This is a genomic window from Enterococcus sp. DIV0421 (genome assembly GCF_051713745.1).
GTDB classification, from domain to species: Bacteria; Bacillota; Bacilli; order Lactobacillales; family Enterococcaceae; genus Enterococcus_D; species Enterococcus_D casseliflavus.
The window spans coordinates 1-12,876 of record NZ_JBIOQM010000002.1 but is presented as its reverse complement, the minus strand read 5'-3'; the positions used below and the strand labels follow the sequence as shown (position 1 = coordinate 12,876).

At 43.8% G+C, this 12,876-nt stretch carries 12 protein-coding genes; 2 read left to right on the top strand and 10 right to left on the bottom strand.

The annotated features are described in order from the left end of the window. Positions 1 to 78: 78 nt before the first annotated feature. Both IGI96_RS11170 and IGI96_RS11165 read right to left on the bottom strand, forming a co-directional pair. Entirely contained in the window at positions 79 to 2,340 is a 2,262-nt protein-coding gene (locus IGI96_RS11170) for a MucBP domain-containing protein (RefSeq protein ID WP_438785153.1), read from the bottom strand. Positions 2,341 to 2,730: 390 nt separating this feature from the next. Beyond that, positions 2,731 to 3,204 carry a DUF1456 family protein gene (locus IGI96_RS11165; protein ID WP_086339203.1) on the bottom strand — a complete coding sequence of 158 codons (474 nt, stop codon included), beginning with the start codon at positions 3,202 to 3,204 and terminating at the stop codon, positions 2,731 to 2,733. An 817-nt stretch (positions 3,205 to 4,021) separates the two neighbouring features. On the opposite strand from IGI96_RS11165, the gene IGI96_RS11160 reads away from it, so the two are divergent. Continuing rightward, positions 4,022 to 4,471: a DUF305 domain-containing protein gene (locus IGI96_RS11160; RefSeq protein ID WP_086339202.1), complete on the top strand. Its 450-nt coding sequence runs from the start codon at positions 4,022 to 4,024 to the stop codon at positions 4,469 to 4,471. Positions 4,472 to 4,602: 131 nt separating this feature from the next. On the opposite strand, the gene hisIE is transcribed toward IGI96_RS11160, so the two are convergent. From hisIE to hisG, 8 genes are all read right to left on the bottom strand, one after another. Next, positions 4,603 to 5,235, bottom strand: coding sequence for a bifunctional phosphoribosyl-AMP cyclohydrolase/phosphoribosyl-ATP diphosphatase HisIE (gene hisIE, locus IGI96_RS11155; RefSeq protein WP_086339201.1), 633 nt, complete (start codon positions 5,233 to 5,235; stop codon positions 4,603 to 4,605). 38 nt (positions 5,236 to 5,273) lie between these two features. Beyond that, the gene (gene hisF / locus IGI96_RS11150) at positions 5,274 to 6,032 is read right to left on the bottom strand and encodes an imidazole glycerol phosphate synthase subunit HisF (protein WP_086293280.1); all 759 of its coding nucleotides are present in this window, start codon (positions 6,030 to 6,032) and stop codon (positions 5,274 to 5,276) included. Next, entirely contained in the window at positions 6,029 to 6,748 is a 720-nt protein-coding gene (gene hisA / locus IGI96_RS11145) for a 1-(5-phosphoribosyl)-5-[(5-phosphoribosylamino)methylideneamino]imidazole-4-carboxamide isomerase (RefSeq protein ID WP_015509107.1), read from the bottom strand. The genes hisF and hisA overlap by 4 nt, the downstream gene beginning before the upstream one ends. After that, positions 6,745 to 7,368, bottom strand: coding sequence for an imidazole glycerol phosphate synthase subunit HisH (hisH, locus tag IGI96_RS11140; protein ID WP_074934506.1), 624 nt, complete (start codon positions 7,366 to 7,368; stop codon positions 6,745 to 6,747). Before hisH ends, hisA begins: the two co-directional genes overlap by 4 nt. 65 nt (positions 7,369 to 7,433) lie before the next feature. Beyond that, positions 7,434 to 8,027, bottom strand: coding sequence for an imidazoleglycerol-phosphate dehydratase HisB (gene hisB / locus IGI96_RS11135; protein ID WP_086339200.1), 594 nt, complete (start codon positions 8,025 to 8,027; stop codon positions 7,434 to 7,436). Continuing rightward, positions 8,024 to 9,082, bottom strand: coding sequence for a histidinol-phosphate transaminase (gene hisC, locus IGI96_RS11130; RefSeq protein WP_086339199.1), 1,059 nt, complete (start codon positions 9,080 to 9,082; stop codon positions 8,024 to 8,026). The genes hisB and hisC overlap by 4 nt, the downstream gene beginning before the upstream one ends. Then, complete coding sequence (hisD, locus tag IGI96_RS11125) at positions 9,079 to 10,359, bottom strand: histidinol dehydrogenase (RefSeq protein ID WP_086339198.1); 1,281 nt, start codon at positions 10,357 to 10,359, stop codon at positions 9,079 to 9,081. The genes hisC and hisD overlap by 4 nt, the downstream gene beginning before the upstream one ends. Then, positions 10,356 to 11,915 carry an ATP phosphoribosyltransferase gene (gene hisG / locus IGI96_RS11120; protein ID WP_438785149.1) on the bottom strand — a complete coding sequence of 520 codons (1,560 nt, stop codon included), beginning with the start codon at positions 11,913 to 11,915 and terminating at the stop codon, positions 10,356 to 10,358. Before hisG ends, hisD begins: the two co-directional genes overlap by 4 nt. A 513-nt stretch (positions 11,916 to 12,428) precedes the next feature. Here hisG and IGI96_RS11115 point away from each other — a divergent pair. Continuing rightward, positions 12,429 to 12,876 (top strand): CPBP family intramembrane glutamate endopeptidase (locus tag IGI96_RS11115; RefSeq protein WP_438785148.1); only part of this gene is annotated, 448 nt, incomplete at its 3' end.

Below are 12,876 nucleotides of genomic sequence, written 5' to 3'. Positions count from 1 at the left end.
ATATTTAAATAGGGTTAAACAAAGAGTATCCAGAAAATAATCAATTCTGGATACTCTTTCCTCTCTATTAAATAGCTTTTAATTTTCAGTTTTTCTTTTTCGTCTCAAAATTACTACGAAAGAAATCAGAACAGTGATGACTCCCAAAAAGCCCATGATTCGTTGACCTGTAAGTTGTTCTCCTGTTGCAGGCAACTTATTTTTTGATTTGGTTTGTGTGTTTGTTTGCTTGCTGTTATTTCCTGAGCTATTCCCGTTCTCTTCTTTCGGCGTCTTGTTTTCTGATTCTGGTGTATCTTCTCCTGAATCTTCTCCCGGTTCATTCTCTTTATCAGCACTGTAAACATAAATAACTTCTTGGACGGCATCACTGAAGGTACCTTTTGCATTTTTAGGCGTCTTTGAAACCCGCCAGCCAGATATTTCTTTGGCGTTGCTTTCATAAGACAAGCCGACTTTTCCACTAAGGATCGTTGGTTCAGCTAATTGATTTCCTTCTTTATCTTCATACTTGACCGTCACTGGCGCTGCATCACTTCGCTCATAGACATAAACGACTTCTTGAGCTGTTTCGCTGTAAGTCCCGTTGGCGTTAATTGGTGTTTGAGAAACGTACCACCCATTAATTGCTTTAGCTTCACTTGTATAGGGCAAACCTACTTTGCCATTCATTACGGTTGGTGCTGCCAATTCATTGCCTTCTTTATCTTCGTATCTTACCGTCACTGGCGCTGCATCACTACGCTCATAGACATAAACGACTTCTTGCGCTGTTTCGCTGTAAGTCCCGTTGGCGTTAATTGGTGTTTGAGAAACGTACCACCCATTAATTGCTTTAGCTTCACTTGTATAGGGTAACCCCACTTTGCCATTCATTACGGTTGGTGCTGCCAATTCATTGCCTTCTTTATCTTCGTATCTTACCGTCACTGGCGCTGCATCGCTACGTTCATAGACATAAACGACTTCTTGCGCGACATCACTGAAGGTCCCTATCCTATCCCCTTGGATCTCTTTCAGTGTATAGCCTGAGATATCCTTTTCTTCCGTAGTAAAGGGGTCGCCTACATACCCTGATAAAGTGACATTTGGTGCAAGCGTCTGTCCGTTTTCGTCAAGATACTTGACCGTAACATCTTCTGCAGTATTCACATACTTCACAGGTACTTGATAATTCACTAAATATTGAATGGTACCTGTACTAGCAGCTCTCTCGGTGGATAAACGATTAGGAACAAGAGAAGTGATTGACAAATAGTCAACATTGGCGGGAATATTTTTAAATTGAATTCCTTCTTCAGTCAGTTCAAACCCATCATTTTCATATAAGGGAAAGATATAGCCATTTTTATCTATCCCCCGAATCGAATAAGAATACTTTTTGTTGGACAAAGAAGAGAGCAACGCATTTCCTTGGGTATCAACCATCATACGGTCTTTATAAAGAACATCAGATTGGCCATCTTTTACTAGCATTGGCTCTAATAGTATTTTCTCCTGAGTCATAATAGATAGTTGGGAATTTTGATGGTGTTCTGGAGATAGCTCTAACTTAGAAAAATCCGTCATGCTACTTGCATAGACCGTCAGATAATCTGTTACCCATCCACTAAGATGTTGACCAACCCCAATTAATTCTTGGGCTGTCAAATAGGCATCATAATTTCCTATGTGGATATTTGAAAAAGATCCTTTTGGAAGAATGTGTGCTAGTACATTAGGACGGGTAAACAATGTTGCATTTTCCGCCATAGTGATTTTGGGAACATTCGTAGCAATAATAGATGTCGTGTATAACGCTTGCAAGTTGCTAGCGTATTCTAAACCAGTAAAATCGACTACTGTGTCTTTGGCTAAAGAAGAAAAATCTAACTGTTTTAGATTCACCATATCTTCTTGAGTGATTGTATCAACTGTTTTGTTTAGCCCTTTAGCTACCTCATTTTGCAAATTCTTATCTGGCATCCAAGCGTCTAATGAAACGCTGCGATTAGATGCCTCTTTCATTTCCGCTGATGATTCAGTTGCCGAGCTAGCTGTGTCTTCACTTGGATCAGGGAGGTTTTTTTCTGTACTTTCCGTCGAGCCACTTTTCTCATCATCATTAACCACTTCTTGCGATTCTGAGTTACTTGTGGTGTCTCCATTGATTTCTTCTATACGAGAAGAATCGACTGTTTCAGTAGTCTCCTCCACTTTTTCTAATGTTCCTAATGTCGTTATTTCTTTGTTTGATGGAATGGTTTCCTGTTCCTCAGCCATAACTTGTGCCAAAGGTGCCAACACAGGTTGACTTAACAAGATCGCCAATGACAAATAACCCCAAAATTTCCTTTTCATAACATTCTCCTTTTATATTCGTTTAAATACGATACGCTTTCCTATCTTTCACCTATCGACAAACTTCCCCTTCTGATGATGGTGACGACTTGTTAATTACAACTTTTAGACACAGGATACCCCTGTTCATTTTGATAGTATTACATGGTTCATCATTCTGAACACGTCAACATTTGTATCAGAAATGACCAAACTTGTCAGGTTTTAACGAACAGGTTATTCAAGCAAACAGATCGTTCACTTCACCTGCTCCTTCATGCTCCAAGCTTGGCCTCAGTTAGCGTTATAATTACTGATTTACATTGTTTTTGAATTTACATAAAAAAAGAGACACATACATGCATCTCTTTGGGCAGCCCATTGTAAGTTCAGCCTATTATTGATTTTTTACTAGTTATCCCGATACTCGATCGTCAATCCTTTTAAAAAGTTGCGAGCATATTTGTCTAAACATGGCTTGTAATTGCGATGGCCTTCTTTGCGTAAAATGGCGCCTAATTCACCTTTTGAAACTTTGACTCCCGCTTGCTGGAAAATGTCCAGCATTTCATCTGTTGTTAGGGAAAGGGCGATTTTTATTTTCTTCAGCATCAAATTATTTACATTGCCATTGTTCAACTCTAAGACAGGTTCTGCAGCATCTGGCTTTGTTCCTCGTTGCGAGCGAATCAAACCATTTAAGAAACGCTCAAAGGCTTCATTGGTACATTCAATCTCATAGGTCTCAGGGTCTTTTTTCTTCAATAATTGTCTTACTTCTTCTTTTGTGAAAGAAGCGCCGCCAAGTTCAAAAATTTTCACCATATCGGTATCTTTGATATCCAAAGCATAGCGTAAACGCGTCAAGCGATCATTGTGATTCATTCTATACACCATCCATTTCTTAGGTTGATTATAACAAATAAAAATGCTTAAGAACCATCATTTTTGAATTCCTTTGCTTGGGATTGCTAGAAAATCAATTGCCCAACGCTTAGATATCACCAGTTTGCGTTCATGTGAATGTCACTTGTACTGATTCACGACACAATCAGTAACGACCAAAACAGTTTCTGTCGCCATCATCTGTCTTCTTCACTGTAACATGGTACATAGATTAGGAAAATCATTCGGGTATTTTCTACTGCCGATCATTACCGATGATAAAAGTAGGTCTGCTTTATCCTTCTTTCCTCATAAAGCAATCAAACACTGACGGAAGAAAAATGTATGATTTTCGCTTTTCAGGACAAAGGACTAGGAGGGGAAAAAATGACATTTGTGTTGATTCTATGTATAGGACTTGCCCTTGTGCTTAGTATCTATTCAACGAACAAAAGAAAAAAGAAATAAGCGAGTTTGATTTCTTTTAGGAAGGGCGTATTTTCGTCCTTTTTCATTTACTGCATAAAATACCCTGATTTTCAATCTTCTTTTAAAATGGGGCTTCTGTTAGGAAAAGCCGAGCATTGCCTCAATATGGATGACAGGATGCACGCTTGGTCATCGTTTCCTCATCTCTAAAAGGAACCTGCTTAAGTGTATTATTTTTCTAAACTCTTCTTATCCGCTATACTTAATTTAACGAGAAAATTTTTTGCTTAACAATAAAATAATCAAAAGCAAGGCAAGTGTTCTTGACCCTTTTGGTTGATTTTATTGTTTTATTTCGTGTAGCAAAAACAAAAAGGAGAGGAAAGAAATGAAGAAATACGGGAAATTTTTGGTGATGATTGGGATATCGACGGTGATTATGTTTTGTATGATGTATTTCAATGTCTACGCCCTCGATCATATCTTTTTCAGCCAAACCCGCCTGTTTATGGCACTTATGATGGGCGCGATGATGGCGATCATCATGCTGCTGTTTATGTGGAAGATGTATGACAACAAGAAAATGAATATCGGAATTTTAGTTGTCAGTGTTGTACTCTTTTTTGGTTCACTGTTTATGGTCAGAAGCCAAACCGCCGTGGGAGATACGGCCTGGATGAAAGCCATGATTCCCCATCATTCGATTGCGATTTTAACCAGTAAAAATGCCGATTTGTCTGATCCAAGAGTAAAAGAACTTGCAGAAAAAATCATTGACGCACAGGAAAAAGAAATCAAAGAAATGAAAGAATTGATCGAAGAGTTGGAAAACAAATAGCCAGTTTGTGTGCTCACTCAAAGTACCAGCAGATCAACTTTATCGCCACGGTTACGAAGCCCTTCAAGCAATGGCTGAAGGGCTTCTTTTTTATCGTCAGTTGCTTTCTTTCTACTGAAAAACCCTGACCATTATTGCATCCGTTCTTGTTTGACTTTCTTATCCACAACATGACGCTTGGCAAGCTCTTGGCGGATAGCCGCTAAATCAATCCCCATTTCTGCCATTAAAACCAATGTGTGGTACGCCAAATCAGCAATCTCATAAACGGTTTCTTGGCGGTCTTCCTTCATCGCCCCAATCACGACCTCGGTTGCTTCCTCGCCAATTTTTTTTAAGATTTTCTCACAGCCTTTTTCAAACAAGTAGCTGGTATAGCTGCCTTCTTGCGGCGTATCTTTACGACCTTTTATCAGCTCATACAACGCATCGATGGTCGGAGAGGATTCTGTACCATAAAGCACCTCTGTAAAGCAGCTTTCTGTGCCTGTATGGCAAGCAGGTCCGTCTTTTTTTACTTTGGCGACTAAGGCATCTTGATCGCAATCTGCGGTCAATGATACTAAATGCTGGTAATTGCCGCTGGTTTCTCCTTTGCGCCACAATTCTTGGCGACTGCGGGAATAAAAGGTCATCAATCGGTCCTTCAAGGTCAAGGTCAAACTTTCTTGGTTCATATAAGCCAAGGTCAAAACTTCATTCGTTTCCACATCCTGCACGATCACTGGAACCAATCCTTGTTCATCAAATCGTACTTGCACCATGTTATCCACTCCTTCTATTGCCTATCAAAACGCCAACGCTATACGATTCGTACGGGAATATCGACGGCCTGTAATTGTTTTTTCAGCTCTGGGATTTTCACCTCGCCATAGTGAAAAATCGAGGCCGCCAGCCCTGCTTCAATATTTGGCAATTGAAACAGCTCGATAAAATCGGCACTTTTGCCAGCACCACCCGATGCGACGATCGGTAATTTGGTGATTTCGCTGACAGCTTTCAGCAAGTCTAAATCAAACCCCTGCTTCACGCCATCGGTATCCATGCTGTTGATAACAAGTTCGCCAGCACCTAACTGCTCAGCCTGGTGAATCCACGCCAATGCTTCTAAGCCTGTATCTTCCCGGCCGCCTTTGGCAAACACATGCCAGTTCTCACCGACTCGGCGAACATCAACGGATAAAACAACGCACTGGCTGCCATAGCGTTTCGCGCCTTCTGCAATCAACTCTGGTCGGCGAAGCGCTCCCGAATTGACGCTGACTTTGTCGGCGCCACAGTTTAAGACTCGCTCAAAATCTGCTACTTGATTGATGCCACCGCCCACCGTCAAGGGGATAAACACTTCTGACGCCACGCGCTGCAAAATGTCCGTGAATAAGCCGCGTTCTTCTGCAGAAGCAGTAATGTCATAAAAAACCAGCTCATCGGCGCCTTGTTCATTGTAAAAGCGCGCCAAAGTCACTGGATCATTAACATCTTTTAAGCCAGCAAAATTGACCCCTTTCACGACTCGCCCATCTCGCACATCAAGGCAAGGAATGATTCGTTTGGCGATCATGCTTCTGCCTCCCCTGCTGCTAAGACATCCGCCAATTGGAGACTGCCGTTATATAAGGATTTCCCGACGATCACGCCAGAGATGCCCAACTGTTTTAATCCTTTGATATCTGCCAATGAAGCCACGCCGCCAGAAGCCACGATGTCGCAATCCAATTGATTGAGTTTTTCGTATAAGGGCAGATTGATGCCTTCTCCTGTACCGTCACGCGAGATTTCGGTAAAGATGATCGTTTGCGCTCCCCATTCCACCAATTGTTGGCAAAAAGTAAACGCGTCTGTTGCCGTTTTCTCGAGCCAGCCTTCCACGGCCACTTTTTCTTCCTTGGCATCGACCCCAATGGCGATCTTGTTGCCGTATTTCTTGAGCATCGCTTTTGTGAATGCTGGGTCTTTCTGGGCAATCGTGCCGAGGATCACCCGATGAACGCCTGCTGCCAAACAATGCTGGATCGTTTCTTCCTCACGAATCCCGCCGCCAACTTCGACAAACAGATTGGTTTGCTGGACGATTTTTTTTGCGACATCAAAGTAATGGAGTTTGCCAGCTTTGGCACCATCTAAGTCGACGAGGTGCAGATAGTTGGCACCTTCTTCTTCAAATGAACGAGCAAATGCCACTGGATCATCCCCAAACACTTCTTTTTGCTCATAGTCTCCTTGGTACAAACGGACCACTTTTTGATCTAACAGATCAATTGCTGGAAAAATTTTCATAGCGGCACCTCCGTAAATGCTTTTAAAATCTTCAACCCGACAGCCCCACTTTTTTCTGGGTGAAACTGAGTGCCGAAGACATTGTCTTTTTGCACGATACCGGGAATTGCTAGACCATAGTCACTGTCTGCTATGACATACTCTTGGCAATCAGTAGCAAAATAACTGTGGACATAGTAGACAAAATCTTGTTCCCCTAGCCCGCTGACTAGAGGACTTTCCTTTCTGACAGTCAGCCGATTCCAACCAATCTGCGGCACTTTTAGATTCAGTTTGGCTTCTTCAAAGGCGCTTTGCATGGAAACGATCCGTCCTGGAATCAAACCGAGCCCCACATGTGTGCCAAACTCCTCACTACTATCAAACAACAGCTGCATCCCTAAACAAATGCCTAAAAAGGGTTTGCCAGCTGCTGCCAATTCTTGGATCGGTTCGATCAGCGACAACTCTGCCAACTTTTGGCGGGCATCGCCAAAAGCGCCTACGCCGGGTAAAAGAATGCGGTCGGCAGCTTTTAATTCTGCTAGTGAACGCGTGATTCGGCAGTCAACCCCCAAATAATCCAGCGAACGAGACAAGCTGAACAAATTGCCGACCCCATAGTCGATGATTGCTAACATAATACGCCCCTTTCCTTATCTCATCCATCTGTGTGGAAGATACGTAATCATTTTTCCCTCATGAATCACTGGATCGTCCCTTTGGTTGAAGGGATCTCATCTGGGGCTGCTTGATTGATCGCTACTGCTTCACCTAAGGCACGCCCAAAGCCTTTAAAACAAGCTTCCACAATGTGGTGGCTGTTTTTCCCAGCGATTTGATGGAAATGGATCGTAGCACCTAATTCACGGGCAAAAGCAATGAAAAATTCTTCAACCAATTCCGTATCAAACTGCTGCCCGATTTTTTCGCTCGGTATCGCCAACTCTACGACTGCCATGCCACGACCGCTGATATCGATCGCTGTCATGACTAAGGCTTCGTCCATCGGCAGCAGCATACTGCCATAGCGTTTGATGCCTCGTCGCTCCCCAAGACTTTCTGAAAACGCTCGGCCAATGGCGATGGCAACGTCTTCTGTTGTGTGATGGGCATCTACTTCTGTATCACCATCACAGACCAACGTCAAATCAAAGCGACCGTGGCGGACAAATAATTCCAGCATGTGGTCTAAAAACCTCACACCAGTCTTGATTGATTGCTGACCAGTACCATCGATCGTCAACTGCAGGTGGATCTTGGTTTCAGTCGTATTGCGGGTAACTTCTGCTTTTCTCATTCCTTCACCTCTTCTATGATCGTTGTTAACACCGTCATCAATCGTTCCATCTGATCCTTCGTTCCTACCGTGATCCGTAAATACTCTTTGATGCGGGGCTGATTAAACCAGCGGACGAAGATTTTCTGCTCTTTCAGTGCCTGATACAACTCTTCACCAGCAATCGCAGGGTGCCTTGCAAACAAAAAATTTCCTTGGCTGTCGGTCTGCTCAAAGCCGAGCTTCGCTAGGGCTTGCTTGCTCCACTCACGCACGTGGATCGTTGCTTGGATCTTCTCATCGACATACGCTTGTTCCTGCAAAACGGCTGCACCTGCGGCTTGGGTCAAACTATTGACATTGTAAGGATTCAAGCTAAATTTCAACCGATTCAAGTCTTGGATCAGTCTTTCATTGGCAACCGCAAAGCCCAGACGTGCCCCTGCCAGCTGCCGAGATTTCGAAAACGTTCCGACAACCAAGAGATTTGGGTATTGATCGATCAAAGAAACCATTGAAGTGCCGCCAAAATCGATATAGGCCTCGTCGACAATCACTAAGCGATCGGGATGCCGTTTTAGAAAGGCACAAATTTCGCTTTGTTCTTGATAAATCCCAGTCGGCGCATTGGGATTGGCAAAAATAACGGTCCCTTTGAGCGAATCGTAGTCCGTTAACGCAATCGAGAAATCTTCTTGCAGCGGAACAACGGTGGCAGCGACTTGGTACAAGGCACTATACACTTGATAAAACCCATAGGTCACATCGGGAAAGGCGATGCCGTTTTCCGTGAAGCCTTGAAAGAGATAGGACAAGACTTCGTCACTGCCATTACCGAGAAACAGCTGGGCTGGTGTAACGCCAAGATAAGCAGCCAGAGGGGTTGTCACCACTTCAGCAGCAATATCCGAGTAACGATTCAGCTTGTGGGCGGCATCGGCAACCGCTGCTTGAACACTTGGTGCTGGCGGATAAGGACTTTCATTGGTGTTCAGTTTAATAACGGCTTGCTCGTCTACTTGTTCCCCTGGTGTATAAGGAGTCAGCTTGTGATACTTTTGATGTAAAAAGGTCATTTTTCTCCCTCTCTTCGTACATTGATCGAACGGGCATGGCCGATCAAGTCTTCGGTTTCTGCGAACAATGCTACGGCTGGACCAGCCGCCTTCATGGCTGCTTCTGGGTAATACAAGTAGCTGCTTTTCTTAATAAAATCATCCACTGATAACGGTGAGTAAAAACGGGCGGTCCCTTCTGTTGGTAGGGTATGATTTGGTCCAGCAAAATAATCTCCCAGCACTTCTGGTGTATGATGTCCTAAAAAGACACTGCCCGCATTTTCTACTTGTCCCAACAAAGCAAAAGGATCTGCCACTGCTAATTCAAGATGTTCTGGGGCGATTTGATTGGCAATGGTAAGTGCTTCGGTCAAATCTTTGACTAGGATCAGCTTTCCGCTAGATTCAAGCGCCGCAGCAGCAATGTCTTTGCGGGGCAGTTGCTTCAGCTGCAAGTCAAGCTCTACTTGGACTTGTTCAATCAAGGTTGCTTCTGTTGTGACTAAGATGGCTTGCGCTAAGATATCATGCTCGGCTTGTGCCAAAAGATCTGCTGCCAGCCAACGAGGATTTGCGCTGGCATCGGCGATGATCAGCACATCGCTGGGCCCTGCGATCATATCGATATCAACTTCGCCGTACACCATTTTTTTCGCTGTGGCGACATAAATATTTCCTGGTCCCACGATTTTGTCGACTTTGGGAATCGTTTCTGTCCCATAAGCCAATGCCGCTACGCCATGGGCACCACCGACTTTGTAGATTTCATCCACTCCAGCAACGGAAGCTGCCGCTAAGATAGCAGCTGGAACTTTTCCTTGGCTGTCCGTCGGTGTGATCATAACGATTTTTTTGACCCCGGCGATTTTTGCGGGCAGGACATCCATCAAAACCGTACTAGGATAAGCTGCTGTGCCGCCAGGAACGTAGACCCCGACTTTTGCTAGTGGCAAGACCCGCTGTCCCATCACAACGCCATTTTCCTTCGTCAAGACAAAGCCTTGCTGGACTTGCTTTTGATGAAATGTCAAAATGTTTTCTTTCGCCTGTTCCATCACCTCAAGCAGCTCAGGGGAGACGGCTTGGACAGCCGTTTCAACCTCCTCAAGACTGACGGTTAAGGAAGACAAGGTCACTTGATCGATTTCTTCAATTAATTGAAACAACGCCTGATCTCCTTGCTGCTGAACACGGGCAATGATTTGGGCGACAACGGTTGAAACATCCTTCGTTTCCGACTGTTTCCTTGCCACAATCGTTTCGATCGTATCTTTTTGGGTCGAAAAAATTCTCATAATTGCTCCCTCACCTTCTCAATCACTGTTTGAATGCGTTCTTGCTTGAAACGCCACGTGGCGTGGTTGATCACTAAACGCGCTGAAGACGGCGCGATGTCTTGGATCGCTTCTAGATCATTTTCTTTTAGTGTCGTCCCCGTTTCGACGATGTCAACGATCACATCGGAGAGACCTAACAAAGGAGCCAATTCAATCGATCCATGCAGTTGGATCAATTCCACCGAGCGACCTAACCCTTGATAAAACTGGCGGGTGATCTGCGGATATTTTGTGGAGACCCGCAGCGGGCGGGAGAAATCGTCCTCGAAATCCGTACGCGCTGCTACTGCCAAACGGCAGACCCCCATATGCAAATCAAGAAATTCGATGACTTCTGCCTTGCTTTCCATTAAAATATCTTTGCCTACGACACCGATATCCGCCACTCCGTGCTCCACATAGATCGCCACATCGCTCGGCTTGACTAAGAAAAAGCGCAGCTTGTTTTCTTCATCACAAAAAATTAGTTGGCGATTGTCTTTGAAGACACCTTGCGCAGCGACTCCAGCTTTCGTGAATAAATCGTATACGGCATCCCCCATGCGGCCTTTAGGTAGCGCAATGTTCAAATAGCCTGAACTTTCGTTGTCAGTCGGCACCTTTTGCCCTACATGGTTGAGCTTCATACCAAACCCGATCGCCCCTTGCTCTTTGCCTTGCCGACTCATCAAGCGATCATAACGGCCGCCATATAAAATCGTCTCTCTTGCTTCTTCGATGAATCCTTGAAACAGCAAGCCACTGTAATAATCGGCATCATTTAAAATTGAAAAATCCAGCCTTATCCGAATGGAGGCTGACAGTTGTTCTTTTTGCAATGCTTGGTACAGTTGTTTTAGTTCTGCTAAACCAGCTTGTGCTTGGGGATACTCTGCCAGCAGCTCTTTGGCCTTTTGATACTTGGTTTCAAAATCACCTGACAAACGTACCAGTTTCGCCAATTTTTCAGCTTCTGTTGCTGACAAGCCAGCTTTTTCAGTCAGTGCATCCATGCCATGAGAACTCTTGTCCCGCAGGCAGTGCAGTACCTTTTGTCGATCCGCTTCGGGGAAGCGTTGGCAGATGCCATCCAAAATCCCCATATGAGACAGATCCAAGGTCCCTTTTCCCACCTGAGCCAAACTTTCCCAAGCCAGTTTTACAACCTCCAGTTGATCTTCCCATGTGATTTGGTCAATGAGCTCCAAACCGATTTGATCGATCTTTTGGTATTCCCCTGCTTGACGATCCTGTCGATAGACATCCTCCACATAATACACTCTGCGCGCTTCTCCAGAAGGTGTATTTTTGGCAATCGACAAGGTGACATCAGGTTTTAGCGCCATCGTCCTGCCATCCGTGCCTGTAAACGTGATGATGGAAGAACCACGCAAGAACTGATCATTTTGCTGATAGTTGCGATACTCTTCAAAATTGTTCGAGTGATAAGGTGAAAAATGATGCTGCGTATACAATTTTCTTAATTTCAGTTCGACTTGTTCGGCTGGTTTCAATACATTCCATAACTCTTCCACACTTATCACTCCTATTTCATGCCACTGATTCGGCTTTCTCACTGTTAAAGGCTCGCTTTATCATCGATTCACCATCAGTTTTTCTAATAATACTAATGGTTTTGCCATAAATAAGCAATGGTATTTTTCGAAATATTCTGGAATTTTTAGTCGATTTCAAGAGTACATAGCGATGTCGTTTCTTTGTTGACGATTATTCCATCGAATCTGGAAGTCAGTTTTCCTTTCTTAATGAAGTAACTTAGTACTTGTGCATCCGCCATCACTTAGTTGCTCAACCATAAAAAAGTCCGAAATATACGACCATCTTGTTTCAGAAACTCGTTATCGATTACTCTATCTTTTGTACCGTACAAAGAATTGGCGCAAATGAAGCGATGATATGAAAATCACCCAAAACGTTCATTGTTGTACTTATCGCTTATATTACGGCACAAAAAGCACACAGCAGAAGAATCAGAGAAAACAGCTAAATAGTACATCCTCTATAGCTTAATAAGGAGAGAAAAGTAAATGAACAAACTTATAGGAAAACAAATCTCATGGAGCAACGCTTTACTAGGAACAGTCCTCGCAGGTATCGGTTTGGTCGGTCTTTTGTATGCCCCTGCCATCGTCAGCATCTTCTCATTATCGATTGCCAGCTATTGGGCATTACGGCTAGTTTACGGTAAAGAAGCAGTCAAGCAGCTCTTCGGAAAACCCATCGCACCAGTGAAGACGATCAGCAAGTATTTTCTTTTAAACATCCTGATCAGCTTTCTCGTTTCTCTTGTTTTGCAATACGGACTAAAGTGGGATCTTCACGGAAATCCAGTGAACGAAGGCTTTCAATGGTTGACTCTGCTAGTTATTCCAATCATGTTACTTGGAGAAGAACTCTTTTCCATCTTCTTTTTAGCGATCTTTTCTAGTAAATGTACCTTGCCAGTTGCCAGCATCCTTTCCGCGATCATCTTTG

Coding starts and splice junctions, on each gene's coding strand:
- hisA (WP_015509107.1), bottom strand. CDS start 6,748: ATGAAAATTTTTCCAGCAATTGATCTGTTAGATCAAAAAGTGGTCCGT.
- IGI96_RS11165 (WP_086339203.1), bottom strand. CDS start 3,204: ATGAATCACAATGATCGCTTGACGCGTTTACGCTATGCTTTGGATATC.
- hisH (WP_074934506.1), bottom strand. CDS start 7,368: ATGTTAGCAATCATCGACTATGGGGTCGGCAATTTGTTCAGCTTGTCT.
- IGI96_RS11160 (WP_086339202.1), top strand. CDS start 4,022: ATGAAGAAATACGGGAAATTTTTGGTGATGATTGGGATATCGACGGTG.
- hisC (WP_086339199.1), bottom strand. CDS start 9,082: ATGACCTTTTTACATCAAAAGTATCACAAGCTGACTCCTTATACACCA.
- hisD (WP_086339198.1), bottom strand. CDS start 10,359: ATGAGAATTTTTTCGACCCAAAAAGATACGATCGAAACGATTGTGGCA.
- hisIE (WP_086339201.1), bottom strand. CDS start 5,235: ATGGTGCAAGTACGATTTGATGAACAAGGATTGGTTCCAGTGATCGTG.
- IGI96_RS11170 (WP_438785153.1), bottom strand. CDS start 2,340: ATGAAAAGGAAATTTTGGGGTTATTTGTCATTGGCGATCTTGTTAAGT.
- hisF (WP_086293280.1), bottom strand. CDS start 6,032: ATGATCGCCAAACGAATCATTCCTTGCCTTGATGTGCGAGATGGGCGA.
- hisB (WP_086339200.1), bottom strand. CDS start 8,027: ATGAGAAAAGCAGAAGTTACCCGCAATACGACTGAAACCAAGATCCAC.